Source organism: Rhodococcus sp. IEGM 1366 (assembly GCF_033142425.1).
Classification (GTDB): Bacteria; Actinomycetota; Actinomycetes; order Mycobacteriales; family Mycobacteriaceae; genus Rhodococcus_F; species Rhodococcus_F globerula.
This window is the reverse complement of record NZ_JAWLRZ010000008.1, coordinates 166,160-193,048: the sequence shown is the minus strand read 5'-3', so window position 1 is coordinate 193,048 and position 26,889 is coordinate 166,160. Positions and strand designations below refer to the sequence as shown.

Below are 26,889 nucleotides of genomic sequence, written 5' to 3'. Positions count from 1 at the left end.
CCACCGAGCGGGATCAGGCAGTAACCGGGCGATTCTCCGGTGATTGAGTGTCTCCATGTCGGCCATTGCATTCACTCTGTCCTCACGTACGTCACCGATAACCGTCGCTGACTACCGCGAACGTGCCCGCAAGGCACTGCCCGCGATGATCTGGGCGTACGTCGACGGCGGCGCCGAGGACGAGCTGACGCTGCGCGCCAACGTCGATGATTTCGACAAGTGGGCGCTTCGCTCACGGGTTTTGACCGGAAACGAAGGTCAAGGGCTGTCCGCCAAAGTGGGGAACACAGCGCTCGATCTCCCGGTTTTCCTCTCTCCCACCGGAATGACCGGACTGATCCAGTGGACCGGTGAACGAGCTGCCGCTCGGGCAGCCGAACGCGTTGGCACGCGAGCGGTTATCTCCACGGCATCCAGTTACACAGTGGAGGAGATCGCGGACGCGACCTCCGAGAACCATTTCTTCCAGCTTTACCCGTGGACCAGCGTCCGCACCGGGGAATCGTTGGCGAAGAAATTCATCGACCGCGCACACCACGCCGGGTACAGCGCGTTGTTCGTGACGGTTGACGTTCCGGTGACCGGAAACCGGGAGGGGGAGCGTAAGCGAGGCATGGGGATTCCGCCCACTCTCTCGCCGTCCCGCGTCCTCGACGCGGCCCGCAAACCCCGCTGGGCCTACAACTTCCTCAAACACCAGCGAATCTCGTCGCGCATGTTGGTCGACGAGCGAGGCGCCGCCGCCGCAGTGCGATCGGCGCAGAAGCAGGTCAGTCTCCTGCGACCGGAACTGTGCTGGGACGACTTGGCGAAGATCCGCGATCTGTGGGACGGTCCGATGTACGTCAAAGGCATTCTCGATCCGGATGATGCCGCTGCTGCTGTCCGACTGGGTGCCGACGGAATTGTCGTGTCGAATCACGGTGGACGCCAACTCGACAGCGCGCTCTCGAGCATCGAAGCACTGCCTGCGGTGGTTGATCGAGTGGGCGGATCCGGCGGCGTTCCCGTCTACCTGGACGGCGGCATTCGTCGTGGCAGCGATGTGGTGAAGGCACTTGCACTCGGCGCGACCGCGGTCGGAATCGGCCGACCGTACGTGTATGGATTGGCGGTTGGCGGTGAGGACGGCGTCGCGCACGTTCTCGAGATTTTCCGCGAGGAGATCGCTCGGACTCTGACGCTCATGGGCGTACGTGAGATCGCCGAACTCGATCGCTCCCACATCATGCGACGCGGGGCGAGTTTCCGGTCCCAAGAGTAAGTGTTCCATCCAGCGGGAATGCCCGTATCCGAGGCAACCACGCCAACGGTTCTATGGGGTGGATCACATCACTGACAGCGTCGTCGGACGCGGCTCGGAGGAAGACATGTCGCTCAGCACGGACTCACCCACAACGGCAGACGAGGAAATTCGCGAAATCGAGGCGGCGGCTCCCCCGGCGCGATTTGCTCGGGGGTGGCATTGCCTCGGACTCAGCAAGACGTATCGCGACGGAACGCCACACCAGATCGAAATCTTCGGCACCAGCCTGGTTGTTTTCGCCGACAGCAAGGGCGACATCAAGATCCTCGACGCCTACTGCCGTCACATGGGCGGCAACCTGGCGCAGGGCACGGTCAAGGGCGATTCGATCGCGTGCCCGTTCCACGACTGGCGTTGGGGCGGCAACGGAAAATGTACGGACATTCCGTACGCACGACGCGTTCCGCCGCTGGCCAAGACCCGTGCATGGACGACACTCGAGCGCAACGGCCAGCTGTTCGTCTGGAACGATCCCCAGGGCAATCCCCCACCCGCAGAAGTCACCATCCCCGAGATCGAGGGGTTCGGAAGCAGCGAGTGGAGCGACTGGAGCTGGAACACGCTCACCATCGAAGGCTCGCATTGCCGCGAGATCGTGGACAACGTCGTGGACATGGCGCACTTCTTCTACATCCATTACTCCTTCCCCCGGTATTTCAAGAACATCTTCGAAGGTCATGTCGCGAGCCAGTACATGGAGTCGGTGGGACGTGAGGATGTCATCAGCGGCACGAACTACGGCGATCCCAACGCTGTTCTTCGTTCGGACGCGTCGTATTTCGGTCCGTCGTACATGATCGACTGGCTCAAGAGCGAGGCCAACGGTCAGATCATCGAGACCGTTCTGATCAACTGCCACTACCCGATCTCGAACAACGCCTTCGTGCTGCAGTACGGCGCCATGGTGAAGAAGCTTCCCGGAATGAGCGACGAGGACACTGCGGCTATGGCCGCGCAGTTCACCGAGGGCGTCGAGACGGGATTCCTTCAGGACGTGGAGATCTGGAAGAACAAGGCTCCCATCGACAATCCACTTCTCTCCGAAGAAGACGGCCCGGTATATCAGTTGCGGCGTTGGTACAACCAGTTCTACACCGATGTCGAGGACGTCACCGAAGACATGACCAAGCGCTTCGAGTTCGAGATCGACACCACCCGAGCGGTGGCGAGCTGGAAGCAGGAAGTTGCCGAGAACGTCGCAGCCCGGGAAGCCCAGGCACCTCAGACCACGTCCTGATCAGAGCCCGTGCTGACCGAGACCACACGACACAACACAACATAGGGTGACCATGAGTTACGAAGTGCTCGAACAGATCAACTTGATGGCCGACGACATCTTCCAAGAAGGTATCGAGGCCGAGAAAATCGGACGGTTGGCCGACGATACCGCCAAGAAGATGAAGGCCGCCGGGTCGATCCGGATGTTGCAGCCCAAGGAATACGGCGGCATGGAGGCACATCCGCGCGAGTTCGCGGAAACCGTAATGCGGATGGCGTCGCTGAATCCGTCGGCTGGTTGGGTCCACGGGATCGTCGGAGTTCACCCGTGGCAGTTGGCGTTTGCCGATCCGAAGGTTCAGCAGGAAATCTGGGGTTCCGATCCTGATACCTGGATGGCCTCTCCCTATATGCCCGGCGGCATGTGTATTCCCACCGACGGTGGGTACAAGTTCTCCGGCCGCTGGCAGTTTTCCTCCGGTACGGACCATTGTGATTGGGCGTTCCTCGGCGCTATGGCCTGCGACAAGGACGGCAACATGGAAATGCCGCCCCGCATGCTGCACGTGATCATTCCGCGCACCGACTACGAGATCATCGAAGACTCGTGGGACGCCATGGGTTTGCGCGGCACGGGGTCGAAAGATCTTGTGGTCAAGGACGCGTACGTTCCCGATTACCGCGTCATGGATTGCGACGAGGTCATCGACGGTACCGCTGTACGCAAGTACGGACGCACCGAGACGCTGTACCTGATGCCGTGGTCGAACATGTTCCCACTCGGGATCACAGCCGCGACCATCGGCATTTGCGAGGGAATGCTTTTCCACGCCAACGAATACCAGGCTGATCGCATCAATGCCCAGGGCACCGCGATCAAGGATGATCCGTACACGCTCTTCGCCATCGGCCAGGCAACAGCCGATATTCGCGCGGCGCGAGACACCTTGCTGGCCAATGTCGATCGCATGTGGGATCGCGTGGACGCAGGCAAGGAAGTGACGTTCGAGCAGCGCGCAGAAGGTCGGCAGACCCAGGTTCAGGCTGCGTGGCGCGCCATCAATGCCATCGACCAGGTCTACCCGCGCTGCGGCGGCAACGCTCTTCGCATGGACAAGCCACTGCAGCGCTTCTGGCGCGACGCCCATGCCGGCCAGCATCACGCAATCCACGTCCCCGGCACCGTATTCCACGCTGCCTCCCTCAGCCGCCTCGGCGCCGATCCGCAGGGCCCGCTGCGGGCGATGATCTGACATAAGGAACAACACACGATGACGCACACCGACATCAAGGGACTTGGCTACGTCAAGATCTCCACCAACGACATGGACCGTTGGCGCACTTTTGCATTCGACGTTCTTGGCTTCGCCAAGGGCAGCGGACCGGACGAGAACGCGCTGTACCTGCGACTCGACGAGCGCGCCGCCCGCATCGTCATCGTCGAGGGCGAACGCGACGAGATCGTCAGCATCGGCTGGGAGGTGGCCGATCGCAACGCGCTACGACGCGTTCAGGCCGCACTGGAGAAGTTCGGCACCGCGGTCGAGCAACTTCCCCTGGCCGAGGCCGACGCACGCCGAGTCGAAGAGGTCATCACCTTCACCGATCCCGGCGGCGCAACGGTGGAAATCTTCCACGGCGCGATCCTCGATCACAGCCCGGTAGTCACACCGTTCGGCTCTCGATTTGTCACCGGCTCACAGGGCCTTGGCCACGTTGTTCTCCCGGTCATGGACAGCGCTGCGAGCTTCGATTTCTACACCGATGTTCTCGGCTTCTATCCGCGTGGCGCATTCCGCCTGCCCGCGCCGCCGGAGTTCGGCCCCCTGCGCATCCGCTTCCTCGGGGTCAACGAACGCCACCACAGCTTGGCGCTGTGCCCTGCCCCGCACGGCGGCGCGCCCGGCCTGATCCACATCATGGTCGAGGTCGACACACTCGACGCCGTCGGCCAGGCACTCGACCGGGTGGTGAAGGACGGATTCTCGGTGTCCTCGACCCTGGGTCGACACACCAACGACAAGATGGTCTCGTTCTACGTCCGGGCACCAGGCGGCTGGGACATCGAGTTCGGCACCGAGGGATCGAAGGTGGATCAGGACTCCTACTCGGCAGAGGAGATCACCGCCGACAGTTACTGGGGCCATGACTGGTCGGGCAGCGAACCGCTGGCAGCGATGTAAATTGCAAGCGATGTAAATTTTTACCGGGACGGGCTTGCGCACATTTGTGCGCAAGCCCTTTTCCTGTGTTCGGACCCCGTAGGCATGCGTGTTGGCTTCACATCGTCTTTCCTGGTGATGCGAAGCTCACACACGGTATTCAGTTCCGGCAGAGCCGAATTCAGTCTCGGTGGACTGGTCCCTGGCGGGTGGTGGAGCGTCGGCGACGTTGTTTCGGATCGATCGCGGCCGGCGGGATGAACCACGGTTTGTGATCATCGCCCATCTTGATTTCCCAGATGCCGCGGAACCCGCTGGTGCTGTGGATCAACCGATGGTGGCTACGGCAAAGGAGGGTGAGGTTGTCCATCACCGTCAAGCCTCCGGTTGACCAGGGTTTTATGTGGTGGGCGTCGCACCAGGCCGGTACGGCATCGCAGTTGGGGAAGGCGCAGCCTTTGTCCCGGGCAATCAACGCGGTGCGTTGCTCGGGTGTGACGAGGCGTTTGTGTGGGGTCGCATCCAGCGGTGCGCCGTTGCCGTCCATCAACATGGTGGAGAGCATGCAATCGCAGGCGAGCATTCGGGTAAGGCTCACACTCAGTGGTCCCATCCAGGGCATGTATCCGACGTCCAGATCTTCGACATCAGGCTCATCGAAATCCGGTGCGATATCGCTGCGCATGGTGGTGCATTCCCGATGCTCGGCAAGGTCTTTCGCGGTGATCTGCACGTTCACGTGCGGACGCTGCCCACCATCAACCCCGGTCATGGCATTGTCGAGATACCGGCGAATCAACTCCGTGAACGCGTCGGCGGTGCGCTTGGCAGCCGACCGCTGATCTGGGGTCCCATCCGCGGCCGGTTTCGGCATCGACAAACCCGAGAGTGCCGACAACAACATTTCACCGGTGAGTGCATCGAAATCGCCCTTGATCGCGACCCGACCGTTGAGCGTCGGAGCGATGCGCAAGACGTTGAGGTCGTCGTCCTCACCGGGCGGGGTGTCGTCGGATTCGAAGATCCGCTCGAGAACTGCAATCGCGTACCGCAGTTTGAGGGTGGTCGCCTCCACCCCGGATGCCGCGGCGAGCAGGGTTGCCATGCAGGACGGTAGAGCCTTCTCCGGCATACCTTTTGGTGGTGATTCGCAGAACGAGGCGATTATTGCCGCATGATCGAGCGAGAGATCCCCGGCCTCGAATTGGGCAGTAATGTCCGGGAACCCCCGCAACGCGGCACCGAGGGCGGCAATTTTGTTGCCGGCTGCGTTCTGCAGCATCGTGTTCGCCGCCAACCAGCGACCAACACCGCGGTAGCACAGCACCTGTTCATCCGGGTTGAGTGCCAACTCATCGACTGCGGCAACCCGAATCGCTTCCAACCGAAGAATTTCCGCAGAAACACAGACTGCAACGTCACGAACCTCCGCCGGGCGCAATTGCCACAACCTGCAACGCACACCCGCAGCCGAACCGGCTACAACATCCCCCACCGAAACAAAATCGCTGACCGTGGTCATCAGAGCCTCCCCACCCTTGACCACAAGGATACTCGAACACTTATTCGAATCAAGAGACATATCGGGCACATCTGAAACCGAAGCGACACGCATGCGCGCCGGATCACCCAGTCGACAGGAATGGCGCCCACAAAAACCCGAGCGCGCCACGCCCCTACGCCCAGATGCAGGACGTTTACGTGATTCACTTCACAAATCGCGAGTCATATGACACTATTTCTAATTGAAATAGCCAGCTCACAGATTTTCATCGAAGAGGAGTAGTGGACGCGATGACTATGGCACTGGAGTCCCAAGTAGCGACCGTGAAGCTAGATTCCGCCGACCTGGGGGTTGACTCGACACCCACTGCCGTTCTCGACCGCGTCTCACTCGTCCTCGACACCTTCGACGGTCCTGGCCGCCTCACACTCGCCCAGATTGTTCGCCGCACCGGCCTTCCTCGGTCGTCCGCCCACCGCCTACTCGAGCGGCTGGTCTCGATGCGATGGCTACGGCGCGACGGCCGCGACTACGAGCTCGGTATGCGCCTGGTCGAGCTGGGCTCACTCGCCGTACACCAGGATCGCCTGCACACAGCTGCGTTGCCACTGCTGCACGAGCTGTATCGCGTCACTGGATTTGTTGTTCACCTCGGCATTCTCGACGGCTCCGATGTGGTGTATCTCGAGAAGATCGGCGGGCGCCTGGCCGCCGCTGTCCCGACGCGCGTCGGGGAACGGCGTCATGCTCCCACGACTGCCTTGGGGCAGGCGCTGCTCGCATTCGAGTCACAATCCACAACGCATCCCCAGCGTGCCCGGATTCGGGAGGCCGGTGTGGCCTTCGAAAGTGGGAGTGGGTTGGCCGGCTTCAGCTGTCTGGCGGCACCGATCGGACTGCCCGGACGGGCAGTTGCCGCAGTGTCGATTTGTGGGCCGACGAAGGCGCTACGTAACGATCACATCAGTGCAGCACCCGTCCGCATGGCCGCGTCTGCGATCTGGCGTGCCATCGACGGTGGATCTCACACTGTCACACCGACTTTGCAGCGTCGGCAGCTGCTGCGAAACCTGCCCACCGCTGCCAGGGCGTGAGCAACACGTTGGTCATGACCGAGGGCAGCTGGTTACTCAGATATCGCGCTGATCCTGGGTGAGTGAGAGGACATGATCTTCGATGTCCTTCCATCGGCCAGGCGACACCGGGATCGGTGACCCGAGGGGATCATATTCGGCGACCTTGGCAAATTCTGCCGACGCCCGGTCGATATCGTCGAGTAGTTCACGCGCAAGGTCGATTTCAGCCCGGAAGTAGCGTACCGACCAACGCAATGTCATGACGGAGTACGCCCACGCGGGCTCGTTTTCTGCGTGGTCTGCGTGAAGTTCCGCGCGTCGTAGTTGCTCCTCCACATTGGCGATATGCGCACCGACAAGTGCCTTGAGCCGTGGCGGGTCATTGAGATGCCCCATCCAAAGTCGAAGCATGACACCGTGTTTGAGTACGGGAACCTCCACAGGAGCTTCGCGTGACCAGGTGCGCACTGCCTCGGTTCCGGATTCGGTAATCGCGTACAGGCGCCGACCCCGCACTCCCGGTTCGGATACGACCCGCGATTCCACGAACCCGATTTTCTCGAGTTTCTTGAGCTCGGCATACACCTGACTGATGGACGGACTCCAGTAGAAGAACCCGACACTCCAGTCGGCCCATTTCTTGAGATCGTTGCCTGTCAGCTCCTCACCGAACGTGAGCGTTCCGAGGACCGCCCAACTCGTTGCGGGAAGTCCTCTGGACACGTCTTCGGTTGCGGACACGGACAGGAGTCTAACAATCGAACGACCAGGTGAGGTGCATCACAAACCGAGGTGCCCGCTTAGCGGGAGAGTTTCACGAATTGGCGGTCAAGGCTGCTGTCGTCATGTCGATGACGTTCACTTGAAAGTCCGCCGCCGAGAGCGGCAATCGGCGGCGCCCGGTCAGATCACGTGCCCGGACGGCAAGCATTGCGGTGGCAAGCAGAATTGCGCCGCGCACACGCTCGTCCACCAGCGGGCCGGGCAGGTGGCCGATGGATTCGCGCAGCAACTCGATGGATCTGACGAGGCTGGGATACTTCGGCGGTACCTGATCTATCTGCTCGGGTTCGAGCTGATAAATGGTCTGGCCGAGAATGCGCAGGTATCTGCGGCCCGCTTCGCTGGTGAGCATCTCCCCCAGCGGCGCCACGATCAGTTCGACGCACTCACGCGGGGTGACATCGCCTTGCCAGTTTGCCAGCATCACGGTTCGTCGAGACTCCAACTGCACCAGATACTTCTCCCGAATCGCCTGGAGTATGCCCTCGCGGGAGCCGAAGTGATACCGCAACGCCGACGGATTGCGTTGACCCGCACCCGAAACGATGTCACCGACCAGGGTCGCTTCAATCCCTTTCGTGGCAAAGAGTTCTTCCGCGACTTCGAGAAGTTTTTGTTTGGTCGAGAGCTCTCCCGTACTCATGGCGCTTAGTGTACCTTTCCGATTACTACTAATAAGGAGTATTAATGAGCCCCTTGAGATCAATGACCCCGGCCAGGTTCGGATCCCTACTCGTTGCCGCTACGACGGTGCTCGCGACAGGGTTCGGAAGCAGCACCGGAAGTATCGACGGAAGCCTCGAACCCGACACATCTGTCTACGCAGACACAGGTTGGGTTACCCTGCACGGCGATTCGAGCAATCGTCGTCAGCAACTGGGGGTTCAACCCGCGCAGAGTTACACCCGGTGGACAGCTCTGCAGGGTGCCTCGATTCTCACCGCTCCCACAATGCTGCCCAACGGAAACCTGGCCATCACCACAGGCAAGGCCGAGGGCAGCGCCAACCTCCACGTGCTCGACAAGTTCGGCACCATCGTCTGGGAAACGCCGGCGTGGAGCGGCAAGACCGGCGTCGACTCGGCCGCGATCATCTCCTCCCCCATCATCGACGCCGACGGCAACATCTTTGTCAGCGACGCAGATCAACTGTGGTCGTACACCAGTGGCGGCGCCCTGCGTTGGGTCATCGACCTACCGGCAGCGCCCAGCCCCAACCCCTTTGCCGACGGATCGCGGGCGATCAATCCCTTTGTCACAGCCGCTTTCACCAAGGACGGTGCAGTTTTCGGCACCACCGTGTTCGGTCAGGTGATGGTGGTCGATCGGGCCACCGGAGAGCTGCGCGCACCCGTGTTCCAGCTTCCCGGCTCAATAGCCAAGCGGCACACAAAAACTCCGATGTCACCGAACATGTGGGCCGGCGGAATGATGGACCCTGTCATCAAGGATCCCATCTTCCAGATCATCATGGGCGGCATAGTCCAGAGCGCAAACACTCCCGCAGTGGACTCGGTGACCGGACGCGTCTACGTCGCGGCAACCGACAAGGAACAAGACAAGGGCGCGCTCTACGGCCTCGACATCACCCCACCGAAGAACGGTGCCCCCGGCTCGATTTCCATTGCCTTTGCGGCGCAGATGGGCCCAGGTAGCGGTTCGAGTCCCGTTATCTCGCCCGACGGCAAAACCGTCTACACGTGTGACGACGAGGGACTCCTCTATGCGTTCGACGCTACATCCGGCAAGGAACTCTGGAACGCTCCGTCCGGCGCTGCCGCTGCCGCGGTAGCCGTGGACGCGCAAGGATCTATCTACGCACTCACCAACCCCGGCGTCCTCTCGGCATACAGTGCCGCAGGCGCAAAGCTCTGGGACGCCGATCTCAGCGAGCTGACAAACGCAACGCTCCCGGTCAGCGACGTGTACGGCGCGCCCATCGTGCGCGGCAACGGCAACCCGACGGTTGTGAACGGCTCAATTCTGATCGAAGTCTTCTACGGCTACGACGTCCCGATCCAGGGTTACCCCGTCTCGGTGCCGGTGAAGTCCGCCATCGTCGACATCGATCCGGCCACCGGAAAGGGCATGCGCAACATCGGCTTCGCCACCGACACCACAGAAGGGATTCTGGCGGTCACTCCGGACGGACGAATCTTCTCGACCTTGGGCGTCATGACGTCGACGGCTGTTGCGCCACTCGCGCCGATGATCAACCCGACGCTGCCGGACGGACTCGAACTGATTGCACCGTCCGGCGGACTCGACGGGTTCATCCCGAACCCGTAGGGCAGCGCTTCTACTGACCGGGAGTGCTGAGTCGACCGGGTGGAGCGGGATCCTGGGCAGAAGTGTTCTTGCTGCCATTGAGTGGGACTGGCGCTGGATTACCTCGCCGTTGCCCCACATCGTAGGGACTCACACCCTGTTTGCAGAGCTTTGATCGAGGAGAGACACATGTCCGTAGAAAATGCCGCACCGCCGGCGCTGGACGGGCGCACACTGCGCGACGTGATGAGCAACTTCTGCACCGGCGTCACGGTGATCACCGCCCACGACGGTGAATCCCCACTCGGATTCACGTGCCAGTCCTTGGTCTCGGTTTCTCTCGATCCTCCGTTGCTGTCGTTCTGCCCGGCCAAGACGTCGACGAGTTGGCCGAAACTGCGTGAAGCCGGATCTATCTGCATCAACGTTCTTGCGCACGATCAGAAGGACATGTGCTCGGCTTTCGCTCGCGGCGGCACTGACAAGTTCAGTGGTGTCGACTGGGAAGCAGGCTCCAACGGCGCGCCTGCCCTCGACGGCGCCCTGGCCCGTATCGAAGCCACCATCGAAAACGAGCACGATGCAGGCGATCACACGATCGTCGTTGCACGCATCACGGATCTGACCGTGCTGCGCCACGACGGCCCGCTGCTCTTCTACCGTGGCGGTTTCGGTCGCTTCGACGCATAAGCCTCCGACAAGCCACCGACGTCTGAACTGGGCGTCCCGCTGCGTGGGAGACATCGGCGATAGGGACGATCAGAAGCGATAACGTCCGGTGAGGTCGGCGCCCACCGCCGGCCTCACCGGGACACAACTGATCGGATTACGACGATGACTACTGTCGAACCAGATATCACCGCTGCGATCACCGCGACCGTCACCGCGTACCTCGACGCGGTTTCCCGCGGATCGAGCGCAGACATCGCAGCCCTGTACGCGGAGAACGGAACTCTCGAGGATCCCGTGGGCAGCGAACCCGTTGTCGGCCGCGAGGCGATTGCCGCATTCTTCGGTGCCCTCGAAGGTCGCACGCAGGAGATCGAACTCCTGACCCTGCGCGTCAGCGGTTCCAGCGCGGCGTTCCATTTCCGCGTCGTGACACCGATGGGTGACAAGATCTACGAGGTCTCCCCCATCGACGTGATGACCTTCGACGAGAACGCCAAGATCACCAGCACGCGCGCGTTCTGGGCGATGTCGGACATGGCCGTACGCTGATGCGGCAGGTCAGCTGCCGCAATTGCGGCAACCGAGTACTCATCGAGAAGTACAGCAACGCGCACACCAGCGTGCAGTGGCTCGAGGATTCCGAGCAGGTCTGCCCGGAACTTGCGCGCCCGTCGGATAATCCGTATGCACAGCGTTCGTGCTCGTCGTTGCGTCAGACCATCAACGACCTTGCCGACGCCGGAGCCGTCGAAATGAGCGAGCGCAGCTATCCCGTTCCCGGCTCCCTGTACTGAACAGGACTTCTCTCGCTCACTGGGAAGCTACATGTACGACGCAATTCAGGCGCCATAGCTTTGTGACATGGATAACAATTTCGACGTAATTGTCATCGGTTCGGGAGCTGCAGGATCGGCTGCAGCTTTGCAAGCACACGCTGACGGCGCATCAGTGGTGATCCTGGAGAAGTGCGAACCTGACAACGCCGGCGGTAACACCCGATTGTCCGGCGGTGGATGGTTCGTCAACCAGGATCCCGCTGCAGCCCGAACGTTCCTGCGCGCCTTGAACGGCTCGTTCACCGTCGCCGACGACGTGATCGACGCGTGGGCCGAGAACACACACGGGCTCTCGGACTGGCTGCGCGAGCTGGATGCACCGGTATCGATGTCCGGTGAGTTCCATTCCACGGCGGAGTACGCCGAACTTGACGGAAGTTCTTGTTACGCAGGGATGGACACCATCGGTGGGGCCATGGGCAACGAACTGCTCTACCGCTTCCTCGTCTCGGCCCTCGCGGAACGCGGCATCACAACACTATTCGACACCGAGGCGACCGCACTGCTGACGGACGAGTCCGGAGCAGTGATCGGAGTCGAAACCGTCTCGGGTGGAACAACTTCGCAGATGTACGCGCGTCGGGGTGTCATCCTGGCGACCGGCGGCTTCGAGGCCAACCCGGCCATGGTCCGCGACTACCTCCGCCTCGAGAACCCGAAAATCTGGGGATCACCGTCGGCAACCGGCGACGGCCATCGCATGGCCCAGGCAGTTGGTGCCGACCTGTGGCACATGAACAACATGATGACCATTACCGGAATCTCCGGCGACACAGACGATCCGTCCGGGCACTACCTCGCATTGTGGAACGCACACAACTACGTGTTCCTCAGCCAGGAGGGACGCCGATTCACCTGCGAGTCGGCCGAAATGCGCCACGGCCATGTGTTCAAAGAAGGTTCCTACCAACACTTTCCGGTCCGGTCGATGAACATCGTGTTCGACGAATCCATGAGGTTGGCCGGGCCACTGAGCCCCGGCCGCGACGTACTGGCTGTCGGGCGTCTAGTTCTCGACGAGGGCTACGAGTGGAGCGCAGACAACCAAACCGAGATCGACAAGGGGTGGATCGTCAAGGCGGACACACTCGCCGAACTCGCCGACAAGCTGGGCCTGGACCCCGCCGTCGTGGAAACGAGTGTGCGACGCTACAACGAGGCATGCACTGCTGGTGTCGACGAGTCATTCGGTCGGGACCCCGCGACGTTGGCTCCCGTTGTCACTGCGCCGTTCTACGCCGTATCCGGGCCGCCGCTCCTGGGGTGGAGCAACGGTGGCCCTCGCCGCGACGGCCACTCGCGTGTACTCGACACCGCCGGTAATCCGATTTCCGGACTCTACGCGGCAGGCACCGTCAGTTCCACGTACAGCGCAGCCAAAGACGGCGGGTTCCACATCGCCGACGCCCTCGCGTTCGGTCGTGTTGCCGGTGCCCATGCGGCCACCCGGGTCAGTGCGGACGCCTGAGCTAGGAGCGGGCGGCTTTGACCGCGTCGAAGAACGCGATCACGGCCGCCTCGTCGTCCGGCGGAACCGTCAGAGAAGCACGCGCTCCGGCGACGGCAATGGAGTCGTCGGCAAGCCGATTGCCGATCGTCAGTTTCAGACCTGACTTCGTCGGCTTTGCTTTAACCCCAATGTGTTCGACGTGCCAGCGGCATACCTCACTGGTGCTCGCCGCGGTCCGGTCGAACACCTCGACGGTGCGGTGGTCGAGCACCAGGATGATGTTCGACCCGACTGTCACTTCGAGATAGCGTCGTTCCGTCACGGTGTGTGCCTTTCGGTTAGGTGGAACCGACGCTACACACCGTGACGGATCTCAACGGGACGAGCTACCCGCGTCCACGGGCAATGCGACGGACGTGATGTAGCGGGCCTCGTCGGAGGAGAGGAACAGCGCGGCGTTTGCCACGTCCACCGGCTCGATCCACGGTATCGCGAGCATGTTCATCGTCATCGCTGCTTCGGCGAACTCTTCGCGCGTCGGATTTTCCAGATCGGGGCGAAACTTACTGCTCACCGCCGGGTTCTGAATCATCGGAGTATCCACGTTGGTGGGGTGCACCGTATTGACCCGCACGTTGTGCGGCGCCAATTCCTTTGCCAGTGACCGCATCAAGCCCACGACGCCGTGCTTGGCTGCCGTGTAGTGCGCAACACCTACGAGCCCTCTGAGCCCGGCGATGGAACTGGTGAGCGTCATCGATCCCCCACCCCGCGCGATCAGATGCGGCGCTGCGACGACAGTGGTGTGCCACACGCCGGTCAGGTTCACGTCCAGCATCGTCTGCCACATGTCTTCCGACATCGCCAAGGCACTGTCCGAAGACGTGATACCCGCTGTTGCGCAGACGATGTCGAGTCCACCGAGTGATCCGACCGCCGAATCGACAGCACTTCGCAGCGCCTCGAGATCACGAACATCCACCACCGCTGATTCGATGCGCCGTCCCAGAGCCCTTACCTGCGCGACGGTATCCGCAAGATCAGCTTCGGTCGACGGCGGCGTGAGCGTCGTGTCCACCGAGGCACACACGTCGACCGCGACGATGTCTGCGCCCTCTTCGGCAAAACGCACGGCCTGAGCCCGTCCGATTCCCCTTGCCGCACCGGTGACCAGCGCGATCTTTCCCTCGAGTCTCATCAGTTCACACCTTCTGGGTCAGGCCGGCGTCGACCACCAACTGACAACCGGTCATGTAGCGGGACTCCTCGGACGCAAGAAACAGCACGGCGTTGCTCACGTCCACCGGATCAACCCACGGCACTGGCAACAAGTTTCGAGCACTCAGGACGGCCGCGGCGTCGGATTCCGTGGGATTCTCGATGCCCGGACACAGGTTCGCAAATACCCGTTCGTTGATGATCATCGGTGTTCGCACCGAACCCGGATGCACTGAGTTGACGCGAATACTCTGCGCTCCCAACTCGTTGGCCAGGGTTCGAGCCAGTCCGACGACGGCGTGCTTGGCGGAACTGTAATGACCCGCTCCGGCAATGCCTTTGATTCCTGCCGTCGAACTGACCAGAACAACAGATCCGCCGTTACCGAAGTGCGGAACACACGCTTTCACGGTGTGCCAGGTTCCGGTCAGATTGACGTCGAGCGAACGGTTCCACACGGACGGGTCGATGGTCCACGTAGGTCCGGGCGTGTCGTAGACGCCTGCGTTGGCAACAACGACGTCCAGTCCGCCGATTTCGGCGACGCAGTCCGCCACCACTGCTGCGAGTTCCTCGTAGTTGCGGATGTCGGCAATGCCCGTGACCGCCGCGCCGCCGAGATCACGCACGGCCGAAGCTGTTTCATCGAGTCCGGACGCCGCCATATCCAACGCGATCACCGACGCACCCTCCTCGGCGAGCCGAATGCAGTGCGCACGCCCCATGCCGCCGGCCGCCCCGGTCACCAGTACCCGCGCGCCCTCGAGCCGCCTCATGCGTGGACCGCGCTGTTCAGTTCGAAGCCTCGATATCCCTGCGCCGCAACGTCCGCGCAGATGTCGCTGTAGACGCCGAACCCACCGATGAAGGGCATGAAGATCCGCGTCTTGCCAGGAATGTTTGCACCCATGTACCAGGAGTTGGCCGAAGGAAACAGTGTGGCCGACGCTCGTCGTGAGCACTCCTCGAGCCATCCGTCGACTGCTTCGACGCTGGGTTCGATGGTGGTCAGATTATTCGCGTCGAGATGGGCAATTGCGTCCGCAATCCAGTCGACGTGCTGTTCTGCCGCGAGGATCATGTTCGACAGAACGCTCGGGCTGCCTGGTCCGGTCACGACAAAGAGGTTCGGGAATCCGTTGACCCCGAGTCCCAGATACGTTCTCGGCCCGGCATGCCAGTTCTCACGCAACGTTTCCCCGCCGCGTCCACGGATGTCGATTCGGTCGAGTGCACCGGTCATCGCGTCGAATCCGGTGGCAAACACCAGCGCATCCAGGTCGTAGTGAGATTCGGTGGTCTTGATCCCGGTCGCGTCGATCGCTTCGATCGGGGCCTTCTTCAGGTTGACCAAGGTGACGTTGTCCCGGTTGTACGTCTGGTAGTAGTTCGTGTCCGTCACAATGCGCTTGGTACCGATCGGATGGTCGTTCGGGATCAGGAGATCCGCGATCGACTGGTCTTCCACAACGGAACGGATCTTGGACTCGGCAAACTCGCGTGCCGTGTCATTGGCTTCGAGGTTGCTGGTCTGATCGGCAAATGTCTTGCCGAACAGCACTCCCCCGAGGCGCCAACGTTCCTCGTACGCTGCGGTTCGCTCGTCTTCGGGAACCTCCAGCGCGCTTCGCGAGTCCGAGATGAACGGTGAGCCGCCGCCGCTGCGCTTGCTGAGCGCACGACGCTCGGCATAGCTTGCCTTGATCTCGGCGCGGCGTGCGTCGTCAAGAGGTGTGTTTCCAGCCGGGACACTGTAATTCGCCGATCGCTGGAACACATACAGATGATCGGCTTGCTCGGCGATCAGAGGCACCGACTGGATTCCCGACGATCCGGTGCCGATGACACCCACTCGCTGTCCAGTGAAGTCGACGCCTTCGTGCGGCCAGAACCCGGTGTGAAAAACATCCCCCGCGAAGGAATCTCGCCCGTCGATGTCTGGCATGTTCGCTGTCGAGAGACTGCCAGTGGCGCACACGACGAAACGTGAGGTGACGTCGTGCCCGGCGTTTGTGTGTACCCGCCACAGTGCCGATTCCTCGTCGAACTGCGCGCTCTTCACTCGCGTGTCGAAGGTGAACCCGCTCCGCAGGTCGAACCGATCCGCCACGTGGTCCAGGTACTCGAGAATCTCGGGCTGCGCAGCGTACTTCTCACTCCAGTCCCAATCCTGTTGCAGCTCTTCGGAGAATGAGAATGAGTAATCAAAGCTCTCGACGTCGCAGCGAGCCCCCGGGTAGCGGTTGAAGTACCACGTTCCACCAACTCCGGAGCCGGCTTCGAAGCCGTGGACACGCAGTCCCTGCTTGCGGAGTCGGTACATGGCGTACAGGCCTGCGACGCCGGCGCCGATGACTACGACGTCGAGTGGTGCGGTGGAGATATCAGGATCGGTCATGCTGAAAACGGTACGAGTTGCTCCATCGGTTCCGGAACGGCTTCTCCCGGTGGATGGGCAGTCATGATCACGCCTGACTCGTTTCAATCGCGTTGAGAGTTAATGCCCCCGCAGTTACACCTGGGAAAACAGGCAAACGGGTCTCCTAACATTCGGGAGTCCCATCAGCCCTGTATTCGAAGAAGGTCTTTGTGAAGTCCGCTCAACGCAAGGTTTTAATACCTGCACTTTCCGCAACATTTTCCATAGCAATCGTTATCTCGACCGCAGTCGGCGCCGGGGCTCAGCCGATCAATTTCCCTACCACCGGATCTGCCTTTCTCGATACCGGTTCCCTGAGCGGAAGCACGGATCCCGCGCTAGCGCAGCGAATCAACGCAGCATTTGCCGCGCATGGCATTCCCGGAGCACAGGTCGTGTACACGGACGGCAAGGGACGACAGGAGTTCAACTACGGTGTCTCGAGCGTCGAGACCGGCAACGCCGTCACGTCGGATACCGTCTTCGAGGCCGCCTCGCTGACCAAAGTGGTGGCGTCGTACGTTGTCCTCCAACTGGTGGACGAGGGTGTCATCGATCTCGATCGGCCACTGTCCGAGTATTTTGAATACCCACGCATCGCGGCCGATCCTGCAGCCCACAAGATCACCGCCAGAATGGCGCTGACGCACACCACCGGCCTGCCCAACTGGGCGACGGGCCCATCGAGTGCAGAGTTCGAGACCACGCCGGTCAGTACTACTTTCGAACCCGGGACCCAGTGGTCATACTCGGGTGAAGGCTTCTATTACCTGCAGAAGACCGTCGAGTCGCTCACCGGCACACCGTTTGCGGAACTTGCCTCGCAGCGCGTCTTCCAGCGTTTCGGAATGACAAGCAGCGACTTACTGACCAACCCGGCCTTCGAGGCCGTCACCGCGGTCGGTCATACCGCCGACGGCACGGCAAAGGCCCTGCGCAATTTTCCCCGGGCAAACGTCGCGTACACCCTGAAGACGACGGCCGGCGACTACTCGAAGTTCCTGCGCGGAGCACTTCTCGCAGGCGAAGGACTCGAACCTGCCACTCGGGACATGATGTTCACCGCTGCCGGCAGCGCTGACCACGGTGGCAGCAACAAAGACGCGATCGACCACATCAAGTGGGGCCTCGGCATCGGACTGCAGGAAAATGAACTCGGGAAGGCGATCTGGCACTGGGGCGACAACGGCGCGTTCAAAGCCTTCTTCATCGCTTACCCCGAGACAGGTCGCAGTGTTGTGATCATGACAAACAGCGAAAGCGGACTCGAAGCGGTCAACGACGTCGTTCACGAGTTCTTCGGTCCCATGACGATGTATGCCACGGACTGGATCAAGGAAGCCGAGTAAATTCACCCTTCGGACGGCTGCGGCCCGACATCACGAAGATGTCGGGTCGCGGCCGTTCTGGAGCGTTCAGGCGCGCTCGACCAGCACGCAGCGCGCACCGCTGAAGATAGTCGGCATGCACTTGTTGCAGTGGATGCACAGCGATCGGGTATCCGATTCTGCCGCAATCCGATTCACCAGGTCGGGTTCACGGAGCAAGGCGCGGGCCATCGCGACGAACTCGAATCCTTCCGCCATCGCGGTATCCATCCCCGCCTTGTCCGTGACACCGCCGAGCAGCACCAGCGGCAACTTCACCGCAGCACGGATCTGCCGAGCCTCTTCCAGCATGAACAGCGGCTTGTAGGGATACGCATGCAACATGCTCTTACCCACGAGATGCACACCCAGTCGAACCGGTTGCGGCATCGCGGCAGCGAACTCACGGATCGGCGCGTCGCCCTTGAACAGGTACATCGGATTGAGCAGCGAACTACCCATGGTCAATTCCAACGCGTCGACACTGCCGGACGCCTCCAGCCACTGCGCCACCTGAATCGCTTCGTCCACCCAGAATCCGCCTGGCACACCGTCATCCATGTTGAGCTTGGCCAAGATCGCAATCTTGTCGCCGACAGCGTCACGAACGCTGCGCGCGGTCTCGAGAACAACCCGGGCCCTGTTCTCGAGCGATCCACCGTAGGAATCTTTGCGACGATTCAGTTTCGGGCTCAGGAACGAGCTCGCGAAGTAGTTGTGGCCGAAGTGGATTTCGACTGCGTCGAATCCTGACTCGACAGCAAGTTGTGCGGCGCTGCCGTGTGCGGCAGCAATGCGGGTGATGTCCGCGGTGGTGGCGGTGCGAATCATTCTCATGCTCAACGGATTAAATGAGCTCGACGGTGCAAGTGCGGGCAGTCCGGTCGACTTCTGATTCGCGACCGGGCCGGCGTGTCCGAGCTGAGCGGACGCGGCCGCACCTTCGCTGTGAATCGCGTCGGTGAGCCGTCGCAGTCCAGGCAGGGCATCGGGCCGCATCCATAGTTGGCCGTATTCCGTGCGCCCCTCGGGCGCAACGGCGCAGTACGCGACGGTAGACATTCCAACGCCGCCTGCTGCCGGGCGCCGATGAAATTCGATCAGGTCGTCAGTGACCAGTGCATCGGGAGTTTTGCCTTCAAACGTTGCGGACTTGATGATGCGGTTTCGCAGGGTCACCGGACCGAGCTTTGCCGGAGCGAGCACATCAGGAGCAGTCATCGAGTTTGCCTCTCACAGGAGTTGTTCGACGACGGTAGGCGCATGCTCGACGGCTGGCTACGGGCCGTGCCACGGAGCGGGAGACAACTTCAGCCCGGCCGTGGTGGCCGGGCTGAAGTCCTTTTCGCTGCTGTTCAGACGCGTCCGAAGTACGCGTCCTTGAGAACTGCCAGGTCGTCGATGTCCTTGGCGTCGGCGTCGAGAACCACCTTGCCGATATCGAGGACCGTCACGTGATCGGCGACGCTCATCGCCGCTTCGACGGCCTGCTCCACCAGCAGGACCGCCAACCCGGTTTCCTTGAGTTGCTGGACGCGGTCCATCACCTCACCGACGATCACGGGAGCGAGACCGCCCGAAGGTTCGTCGAGCAGGAGCAACCTCGGCTGCGCCATCAGCGCTGCGCCGATCGCGAGCATCTGCTGCTGGCCGCCCGACATGGAACCGGCGGGAAGCGCACGCTTCTCCCCCAGGATCGGGAACATCTCGTACATGGATTCCACGGATTCCATGAGTTCGCCGCGTTTCACTTTGCGGGTGTACCCGCCGAGGAGAAGGTTCTGCTCGACGGTCTGTTTGTGGAAGACCCGTTTGCCTTCCTGCACATAGGCCATCCCCTGGCGCACCCGCTTGTGCGCGGGAACTCCGGTGATGTCGGCGCCGTCCATCTCGACGGTTCCAGACGCCACCTTGTTGAGCCCCGACAGAGCGCGCAACGTGCTGGTCTTGCCGGCGCCGTTGCGGCCGAGCAGAGCCGTGACCTGGCCGGGATAGACGTCGAACGAGACATCCCAGACGACCCGCAGATCGCCGTACCCGGTCTGCAGGTTGCGGACCTTGAGAATCGGTTCCATCACTTCACCTCACTGCTCTGATGGTCGACGGCACCGATTTCTTCGAGTAGCGCTTGTTCGTCACCGGATTTCACCCCGAGGTACTCACTGAGCACGCGTGGGTGATGTTCGATGGCCGCAGCATCGCCGGTGGCGATCACCTGACCCTGCGCCAACACCACGATCTCGTCGGCGAGCGAGAGTACGAGCCGGAAGTTGTGCTCTACCAACACCACTGTGGCACCGGCATCGCGCAGTACCCGGATCAGATCTGCCAGACGTTCGAGTTCGTCCTCGTCGAGTCCCGATGCCACCTCGTCGAAGAGGACGACTCTCGGCTCGGCGACGACGGCGCGGGCAACTTCGAGCATACGACGCATACCCAAGGGCAACGACGTCGCAATCTCGTTGCGCAGGTGCGACATCCCGACCAACTCGAGCACCCGCTCAGCTTCGACGATGTCTGCTTTCGCGACCTTGCGGAAGCTGGGTAGCCGCAGCACAGCCGACGCCATCGAGGCGCGGTGCACCGAATAGCGTCCGGAGGCAACAGCTTCCAGGACCGTGATGTTCTCGGGAATCGTCGGAGTCTGGAACGTTCGAGCGACACCGACACGCGCCACCGTGTGCGGTGAGGATTGGGAGACCACCGTGTCACCGATCGTGATCACGCCGGCATCTGCGGTGTAGAACCCGCAGATCATGTTGAGCATGGTCGTCTTACCCGAACCGTTGGGTCCGATCAACGCGGTGACCTTACCGGCCTCCGCGCTCAGGGTTGCAGCGTTGAGTGCCTGGTTGCCACCGAACGCCTTCGATACCCCGTCGACCACCAACCGAGCACCGTTGATCGGCGCCAGTTCGACTGCGGCGCTGCCATCCTCCTTCGGAACTACGGCGCCCAGACCCGCCCTGCGATCGAGTTTCGAGACCAGCGAGCGGCCGACCTTCGTCAAACCGCCCGAGAGCAACACACCACCGATGATCAGGAAACCGCCGTAGAAGATCAGCGAGTACTCCTGGAACGCCGTCGACTGGTTGGGGCCGAGCTGCATGATCGCGGCACCGACCACGGCGCCGTACACACTTGCCGCGCCGCCCAGGATCGATGCCGCCAGAACTGCTGTGGCAAAGGTGAACCCGAACGCTTCCGGCGAGATGAACAGGTCGGTGTTGGCGAACAACGCACCCGCCAGACCGGCCGGGAACGCGCCGATCGCATAGCCGAGCAGTTTCATCCGGAACACCGACACACCCTGCGAGGACGCCAACACCGGCGACTGCTTGAGCGTGCGGAACGCGATGCCGTGGCGTGAGACCACGAGGTTGCGCATCACCGCGAACCAGAGAACGGTCACGACGACGACCACCATGTAGTACTGCTGGGTGTCGAGTTCGGAACCGAAGAGCGTCGGCGGCTCCATGCCGGTGAGGCCGTTTCGGCCACCGGTCTTACCGCCGAAGATCGCCAGTACGTCGGGCACGAGCAGCACCAGGAAGAACGACGTCATGGCGAGTGACCAATTGCCCAGGCGCAGACCGGGAACACCGGTCAGAATGCCGACGCCCAGAGCCACCGCACCGGACGCAGCGAGCTGCACCAGGATGTCGGTGTGACCGGCTTGCGACATCAGACCCGCGGTGTAGGCGCCGGCCGCGTACATCGCGGCCTGCCCGAGTGCCAGTTCACCGGCAAAGCCGAGGCTCAGGTTCAAGCCACTGACGACAAGCGCCAGGATGCACGCCAACTGAATCTGCCGCGACGTCGACAGGTCGAGCCCCATCACGGGCAGCAGCAAGATCACCACGGCCAGGACCAGCGGGAGGATCCAACTCGGAAGAGAACGGAAAGTCCGCCACGCGCTTACCATTTCATACCACCCGTTCTCGGACATTGCCGAACAATCCGGCCGGTTTGACCATCAAGATGACGATCAGCACCGTGAAGACGGCGATATTGCTGTACTGGCTGCCCGCCCACAGCGCGGTGAACGATTCCACCAGACCGACGGTCAGCCCGCCGATCAAAGCGCCTGGCAGAGAGCCGAATCCGCCGATCGCCAACGCCACGAACCCCTTCAGTGCCAGCGCGGCACCCAAGGTCGCGACCGCAAACGTCTTGGGACCGACCAGGAGTCCGAGGACACCTGCCAAGGCGCCCGAGAACGCAAACGCTCCCAGTGCCAGCCGTCGTACGTTGACTCCGCGCAGCATCGCCGCTTCACGGTCTTCGGAGATTCCGATCAGCGCCAGACCCGTCATCGTCTTCTTCGAGACGTAGCTCAAGCCGATGACCAGTGCGATCGCCGCGACCAGCAGGGCGATCTCCACCGGGTAGGTACGGCCGCCGAGCAAGGTGATGGGATCGTTGGAGCCGAAGAACGGAACCGTGAGAGGCTCACTGCCCCAGATCAACTGCGTCGCACCGTTGAGCAGGGTGGCAACGCCGAGTGTTGTCACCAACTGATTTTGATGATCGGCGACCGGTCTGATCGCGATGATCTCCTCCACTGCTGCCAACAGCATCACCGTCACGGTGGCCATGACCGCCACCACGAGTACGGGGAGTTTCAGAGTGACCAACCCGGTGTAGGCGACAAACGTGCCCACCATCATCAGCTGAGCCTGAGCGAAGTTGAACGTGTTGGAGGAAACGAAAACGATGTTGTATCCGATGGCGACGAGCACGTAGACCGCGCCGAGCGCCAACCCGGACCACAGAATTGTCATGAGGCGGCCGGGTTTCCGAACTGGCCGTTGAGGATCTTCGTGGGGCTGATGAACTGCAGCTCACTGGTATTCGGGTTCGGACCGTGGTTGTCGGCACTGAAATTGTAGCGAGAGAGGAACGCCGTCTTGGCATTCTCCTGGACCTCAGAGGTTTCCAGTGCTTCGGCAAGCTTCTTCGGGTCGGTCGAACTGCCGGCCTTCTCCGCTGCGGCCGCAACCAGGGGGAACGCGTCGTAGTTGTCCGCGAGAATCAGCGTGGACGGGATGGAACCCAGCGATGCCATCGTGTCCACCATCGTGTTGACCAGTTCGTTGTTCGGATCGAACACCGTGCTGGTGAACACCTGCGTCACCAGGTTCTTCACCTGCGGAGTGCCGAGGACGCCGGCAGGCGGATCATTGGCGATGAGGTTGGTCGCGGAGACCGACGTGTTGCCGATCAGTGGTACGTCCCAGCCCAGACGCTCGAGGCTCTGCAGGACGTATCCGAGCGGGGCGCCGTACGCGTCCAACGCAATGGCCGTGGCCCCGGAGTTCTTGAGCGACTGCAACTGCGCCGTCATGTCCAGAGCGGCAGCGTCGTACTCTTCGTTTCCGGCGGCCTTCAGCCCGGCATTGCCGAGCTCGGTTGTCATCTCCTCGCCGAAGAGCTCACCGTAGGCGGTGCTGCCGTGCAGAACTCCGACACTGGTGTAGCCCTTGGTCTTTGCGTACTCGGAGATTCCGCGAGCGGTATCCGTCGCACCAGGGGCGAGGTCGAAGTTGAGCGGGAACTTCGCGGGGTCCGTGGAATCGGGCGAGGGCGCCATGCTCATCGACAGGATGTTGTTCTGCTTGAGGATCGGCAGCACCGCAGCCGCGATGGACGACGGGCCGGAGTTCAGGTAGAGGTCCGGCTTGTTGCCCGAGTTGATCGCCTCACGCAGCTTGGTCACCGCGATGGTCGCGTCGCCTGCATCGTCCACCGTCGTCAACTCGATCTGACGACCATCGATACCGCCGGCCGCGTTCTGGACCTGAACGCCGGCCTTGGTCGCGAGCAGCGACGTCTGTGAGTTCGCCGCCAGAACGCCCTGAGCACTGATACCACCGGTCAGCAGAACCCGATAGGGCGAGTCCGCTCCGCCTTCCGAATCGGTGGAGCCACTGCAACCCGCGAGAGTCAGAGCCGCCGTCGCAGCAACTGCCGCCACAAGAATAGGCCGACGTTTCATGTCCGCACTCCTAGAACCCATTTGTATCGAACGTCAGGCGAATACCTGACGTGGAATTAGCCCGACCGATGGACACACCCCGTTTTAGGCATCAGTCGACCAAGCACCCGCTTGATAATCCAGCAAGCGGTTGCTTGGGTTCGAAGCATAGGATGTGATCTGGCTAACGTCAAACGGGCCATCCAGGCGAACGCTATGCACATTCAGGCCGTCTCGACAGGGTAATTCCCGCTGGGTGGAAGTACATGAAAATCATCAAAAGAACGCAGCAAAACGGCCCGGTGACCTTTGCGAATCCTGTGATTCGAAAGGCCACCGGGCCGTAAGTTCGTGCTGCTACGCGCTACCGCTGATTACGCGGTTTCCACACCACCAACGCATTGTTGCGCGGTATCGGCACCAGTTCCCGGCGGTAGCCGGCATGGACCTTGGCGATCTCTTCAGCCATTTCCCGAACTCGATGCTGCAGAGCCTCGACCTGATTTGTCAGCTCGATGATCCGCTTGATTCCGGCAAGATTGACGCCTTCATCCTGCGAAAGGCGTTGCACCTCACGAAGAAGCGCAACATCTCTCGGGGAGTAACGGCGCCCGCCACCGGTGGTGCGGTGCGGGGTCACCAAACCGAGACGGTCGTAGTTGCGCAAGGTCTGCGCATGCATGCCCGCCAATTCGGCGGCCACGGAAATTACGAAGATCTGAGCATCGGGGTCAAGCGATACGTCTCTCTGATTCTTCGGCTGCTCGGTCATCACACACCGGCCCACCCGGCCCGTGGATCAAATCCGCTCGCCTTCTCTGCTTCGAGATAGGTCTCGAGCGCTTCGATCGCCGCGTCGTCCAGCTTCTGCGGGACGGACACTTTGACAGTGACCAGCAGATCGCCGGCTCCTTCAGGCCGCTTCGGAATACCGCGTCCGCGAACCCGCAGAACACGCCCGTCCACAGTTCCTGGTGGAACCTTGACGCCGACACGGCCTTCCAGCGTCGGTACCGACAGTGTGGTGCCGAGAACCAGTTCGCCGTAGCTCACCGGCACAGTGACCGTGAGGTCGTCGCCGTTGCGTCCGAACACGGAGTCGGGACGCACCCGGATGTTGACGAACAGGTCGCCGGCGGGAGCGCCGCGGAGTCCCGCTTCACCCTTGCCCTTGAGCCTGATCTTCTGACCGTCACTGACGCCGGACGGCACGCGCACCGTGATGGTGCGGGTGCGGTTGGTGACGCCGCTGCCGTGGCAGTCCTCGCAGGGCGAGTCGATGATGGAACCGGTTCCCCGGCAATCGTCACACGGCTCGCTGAATCCGAAAGCACCCTGGTTGCGGTTGATGACACCGGTTCCGTTGCAGTGCGGGCACACTCGCGGGCTGGTGCCCGGCTTTGCGCCGCTGCCGTGGCAGGTGGTGCACGACGCCGGGCTGGTGATCCTCAGCGGAACCGTGACACCGAGCGCCGCTTCGCGGAACCCGAGTGTGGTTTCGGTTTCGAGATCCTTGCCCCGACGCGGACGATTAGCGGACGAGGTTCGCTGACCGGCGCCGCCGCGGTTGAACAATCCACCGAAGATGTCGCCGAGACCCGAATCCTGACCGCCGGCACCGCCGCCGAACAGGTCGTTGATGTCGAAGCCGCCGGCGCCGGGGTTGAATCCGCCACCGCCGCCTTGCGCCCGGGGGCCGAATCCGCCACTGGCAAAGAGCCTTCGGGCTTCGTCGTATTCCTTGCGCTTCTCCGGATCCGACAGGATCGTGTTCGCTTCACTGACAGCCTTGAAGCGCTCTTCGGCCTTGGGATCGTCAGGGTTGGCATCGGGATGCAGATCCCGAGCCAGCTTGCGATACGCCTTCTTGATCTCGTCGGCCGAAGCTGAGGACGAGACGCCCAGCTCCTTGTAGAAGTCCTTCTCGATCCACTCCCGTTGACTCACTGGGCGTCTCCTCCTCTCGCTGTTACTTTGATTCTTCTTCTGCGCCTGCGCTGCCGTCGGCAGGCTGCTCGCCCACTCGATCGGCAACGCCTACCATCGCGTGTCGCAGGACGCGGTCACCGAACTTGTAGCCCTTACGCATGACCACACTCAGGACCGGGTCGGCTCCTTCACCTTCGTGCTGCACAGCTTCGTGCAGTTCGGGATCGAAAGCGTCTCCCACGGCGCCGAACTCGCTCAAGCCGAGACCCGTGAGGGTGGTGTTGAGCTTGTCCGCGAGGGCTCGCAGGGGACCCTCTTCGAGGTCTCCGTGTGCGCGTGCACGATCCAGATCGTCGAGGATCGGGACGAGCACTCCCACTACGGAGGCCTTCGCGTTGGCGATGTCGACCTGCTTGTCGCGGTCGACGCGGCGCTTGTAGTTCATGAACTGTGCCTGCAAGCTCTGCAGGTCTGCAGTGCGTTCTGCCAACTGGTCAGCCAGCGTCGCTTCTTCCACGATGGCCTCGGCTTCCTGCACTACCCCTGTGTCTTCCGAGTCGAGCGGCGGGGGGGGCGCGGCCCCCCCCCCCCCCCCCGCGCCCCCGGCGGGGCCCCGCACCCCCCCCCGCGCGCCCACGCCCGCCGCCCCCCAGGAGGCCCCCGTCCGGGCCCGCCCCCGCGCCGAAGGACGAGCGGACGAGCCG

Annotated in this window: 26 protein-coding genes; 11 read left to right on the top strand and 15 right to left on the bottom strand. The window is 62.1% G+C overall.

What is annotated here, in order from left to right:
- The first annotated feature begins 55 nt into the window (after positions 1-55).
- The 4 genes from R4P64_RS24390 (at position 56) to bphC (ending at position 4,707) form a co-directional block, all read left to right on the top strand.
- Positions 56-1,264, top strand: coding sequence for an alpha-hydroxy acid oxidase (locus R4P64_RS24390; protein ID WP_317823056.1), 1,209 nt, complete (start codon positions 56-58; stop codon positions 1,262-1,264).
- 106 nt (positions 1,265-1,370) lie between these two features.
- A complete protein-coding gene (locus tag R4P64_RS24385; RefSeq protein WP_033235827.1) occupies positions 1,371-2,543 on the top strand; it encodes a Rieske 2Fe-2S domain-containing protein in 1,173 nt (390 codons plus the stop codon).
- 52 nt (positions 2,544-2,595) lie between these two features.
- Positions 2,596-3,777, top strand: coding sequence for an acyl-CoA dehydrogenase family protein (locus R4P64_RS24380; protein WP_317823055.1), 1,182 nt, complete (start codon positions 2,596-2,598; stop codon positions 3,775-3,777).
- An 18-nt stretch (positions 3,778-3,795) separates the two neighbouring features.
- Positions 3,796-4,707: a biphenyl-2,3-diol 1,2-dioxygenase gene (gene bphC / locus R4P64_RS24375; RefSeq protein WP_233364077.1), complete on the top strand. Its 912-nt coding sequence runs from the start codon at positions 3,796-3,798 to the stop codon at positions 4,705-4,707.
- Positions 4,708-4,867: 160 nt separating this feature from the next.
- On the opposite strand, the gene R4P64_RS24370 is transcribed toward bphC, so the two are convergent.
- On the bottom strand, positions 4,868-6,208 hold the full coding sequence (locus R4P64_RS24370) for an HNH endonuclease signature motif containing protein (RefSeq protein WP_317823054.1): 1,341 nt from the start codon (positions 6,206-6,208) through the stop codon (positions 4,868-4,870).
- 272 nt (positions 6,209-6,480) lie between these two features.
- Between R4P64_RS24370 and R4P64_RS24365 the strand changes: the two genes are divergently transcribed.
- Positions 6,481-7,284 (top strand): IclR family transcriptional regulator, encoded by an 804-nt coding sequence (locus tag R4P64_RS24365; protein ID WP_033235829.1) that lies wholly within the window; start codon positions 6,481-6,483, stop codon positions 7,282-7,284.
- 36 nt (positions 7,285-7,320) lie between these two features.
- On the opposite strand, the gene R4P64_RS24360 is transcribed toward R4P64_RS24365, so the two are convergent.
- Positions 7,321-8,007, bottom strand: coding sequence for a PadR family transcriptional regulator (locus R4P64_RS24360; protein ID WP_033235691.1), 687 nt, complete (start codon positions 8,005-8,007; stop codon positions 7,321-7,323).
- Positions 8,008-8,080: 73 nt separating this feature from the next.
- On the bottom strand, positions 8,081-8,692 hold the full coding sequence (locus R4P64_RS24355) for a TetR/AcrR family transcriptional regulator (protein ID WP_051730628.1): 612 nt from the start codon (positions 8,690-8,692) through the stop codon (positions 8,081-8,083).
- A 44-nt stretch (positions 8,693-8,736) separates the two neighbouring features.
- On the opposite strand from R4P64_RS24355, the gene R4P64_RS24350 reads away from it, so the two are divergent.
- The 5 genes from R4P64_RS24350 to R4P64_RS24330 all read left to right on the top strand — a co-directional run bounded on the left by R4P64_RS24350 (position 8,737) and on the right by R4P64_RS24330 (position 13,293).
- Positions 8,737-10,338 (top strand): PQQ-binding-like beta-propeller repeat protein, encoded by a 1,602-nt coding sequence (locus R4P64_RS24350; RefSeq protein WP_317823051.1) that lies wholly within the window; start codon positions 8,737-8,739, stop codon positions 10,336-10,338.
- A gap of 168 nt (positions 10,339-10,506) precedes the next feature.
- Positions 10,507-11,007, top strand: coding sequence for a flavin reductase family protein (locus R4P64_RS24345; protein ID WP_033235693.1), 501 nt, complete (start codon positions 10,507-10,509; stop codon positions 11,005-11,007).
- A gap of 144 nt (positions 11,008-11,151) precedes the next feature.
- Positions 11,152-11,538 (top strand): nuclear transport factor 2 family protein, encoded by a 387-nt coding sequence (locus R4P64_RS24340; protein ID WP_033235694.1) that lies wholly within the window; start codon positions 11,152-11,154, stop codon positions 11,536-11,538.
- Positions 11,538-11,783, top strand: coding sequence for a hypothetical protein (locus R4P64_RS24335; RefSeq protein WP_033235695.1), 246 nt, complete (start codon positions 11,538-11,540; stop codon positions 11,781-11,783). The genes R4P64_RS24340 and R4P64_RS24335 overlap by 1 nt, the downstream gene beginning before the upstream one ends.
- A gap of 67 nt (positions 11,784-11,850) precedes the next feature.
- The gene (locus R4P64_RS24330; RefSeq protein WP_317823048.1) at positions 11,851-13,293 is read left to right on the top strand and encodes an FAD-dependent oxidoreductase; all 1,443 of its coding nucleotides are present in this window, start codon (positions 11,851-11,853) and stop codon (positions 13,291-13,293) included.
- A gap of 1 nt (position 13,294) precedes the next feature.
- Here R4P64_RS24330 and R4P64_RS24325 read toward each other — a convergent pair whose 3' ends face one another.
- The 4 genes from R4P64_RS24325 to R4P64_RS24310 are packed head-to-tail and all read right to left on the bottom strand — an operon-like array spanning position 13,295 to position 16,891.
- Positions 13,295-13,597 (bottom strand): hypothetical protein, encoded by a 303-nt coding sequence (locus R4P64_RS24325; protein ID WP_317823046.1) that lies wholly within the window; start codon positions 13,595-13,597, stop codon positions 13,295-13,297.
- Positions 13,598-13,648: 51 nt separating this feature from the next.
- Complete coding sequence (locus R4P64_RS24320; RefSeq protein WP_317823045.1) at positions 13,649-14,473, bottom strand: mycofactocin-coupled SDR family oxidoreductase; 825 nt, start codon at positions 14,471-14,473, stop codon at positions 13,649-13,651.
- A gap of 4 nt (positions 14,474-14,477) precedes the next feature.
- On the bottom strand, positions 14,478-15,269 hold the full coding sequence (locus R4P64_RS24315) for a mycofactocin-coupled SDR family oxidoreductase (RefSeq protein WP_141484906.1): 792 nt from the start codon (positions 15,267-15,269) through the stop codon (positions 14,478-14,480).
- The gene (locus tag R4P64_RS24310) at positions 15,266-16,891 is read right to left on the bottom strand and encodes an NAD(P)/FAD-dependent oxidoreductase (RefSeq protein WP_317823044.1); all 1,626 of its coding nucleotides are present in this window, start codon (positions 16,889-16,891) and stop codon (positions 15,266-15,268) included. The genes R4P64_RS24315 and R4P64_RS24310 overlap by 4 nt, the downstream gene beginning before the upstream one ends.
- A 191-nt stretch (positions 16,892-17,082) precedes the next feature.
- Between R4P64_RS24310 and R4P64_RS24305 the strand changes: the two genes are divergently transcribed.
- The gene (locus R4P64_RS24305; RefSeq protein WP_317823043.1) at positions 17,083-18,261 is read left to right on the top strand and encodes a serine hydrolase domain-containing protein; all 1,179 of its coding nucleotides are present in this window, start codon (positions 17,083-17,085) and stop codon (positions 18,259-18,261) included.
- Positions 18,262-18,327: 66 nt separating this feature from the next.
- Here the strand turns inward: R4P64_RS24305 and R4P64_RS24300 are convergent, their stop codons facing one another.
- The 8 genes from R4P64_RS24300 to grpE form a co-directional block, all read right to left on the bottom strand.
- A complete protein-coding gene (locus R4P64_RS24300) occupies positions 18,328-19,500 on the bottom strand; it encodes an NADH:flavin oxidoreductase (RefSeq protein WP_287163755.1) in 1,173 nt (390 codons plus the stop codon).
- A 134-nt stretch (positions 19,501-19,634) separates the two neighbouring features.
- Positions 19,635-20,354 (bottom strand): ABC transporter ATP-binding protein, encoded by a 720-nt coding sequence (locus R4P64_RS24295; protein ID WP_033235703.1) that lies wholly within the window; start codon positions 20,352-20,354, stop codon positions 19,635-19,637.
- Entirely contained in the window at positions 20,354-22,204 is a 1,851-nt protein-coding gene (locus R4P64_RS24290) for a branched-chain amino acid ABC transporter ATP-binding protein/permease (protein WP_317823244.1), read from the bottom strand. The genes R4P64_RS24295 and R4P64_RS24290 overlap by 1 nt, the downstream gene beginning before the upstream one ends.
- Position 22,205: 1 nt before the next feature.
- Positions 22,206-23,063, bottom strand: a complete 858-nt coding sequence (locus tag R4P64_RS24285) for a branched-chain amino acid ABC transporter permease (RefSeq protein ID WP_033235705.1) — start codon at positions 23,061-23,063, stop codon at positions 22,206-22,208.
- Positions 23,060-24,277, bottom strand: coding sequence for an ABC transporter substrate-binding protein (locus R4P64_RS24280; protein ID WP_033235706.1), 1,218 nt, complete (start codon positions 24,275-24,277; stop codon positions 23,060-23,062). The genes R4P64_RS24285 and R4P64_RS24280 overlap by 4 nt, the downstream gene beginning before the upstream one ends.
- A gap of 343 nt (positions 24,278-24,620) precedes the next feature.
- Positions 24,621-25,028, bottom strand: coding sequence for a heat shock protein transcriptional repressor HspR (locus R4P64_RS24275; RefSeq protein ID WP_033235707.1), 408 nt, complete (start codon positions 25,026-25,028; stop codon positions 24,621-24,623).
- Positions 25,028-26,203, bottom strand: a complete 1,176-nt coding sequence (gene dnaJ, locus R4P64_RS24270; protein ID WP_033235708.1) for a molecular chaperone DnaJ — start codon at positions 26,201-26,203, stop codon at positions 25,028-25,030. The genes R4P64_RS24275 and dnaJ overlap by 1 nt, the downstream gene beginning before the upstream one ends.
- 22 nt (positions 26,204-26,225) lie before the next feature.
- Entirely contained in the window at positions 26,226-26,804 is a 579-nt protein-coding gene (gene grpE, locus R4P64_RS24265) for a nucleotide exchange factor GrpE (protein WP_317823243.1), read from the bottom strand.
- Between the last annotated feature and the right edge of the window lie 85 nt (positions 26,805-26,889).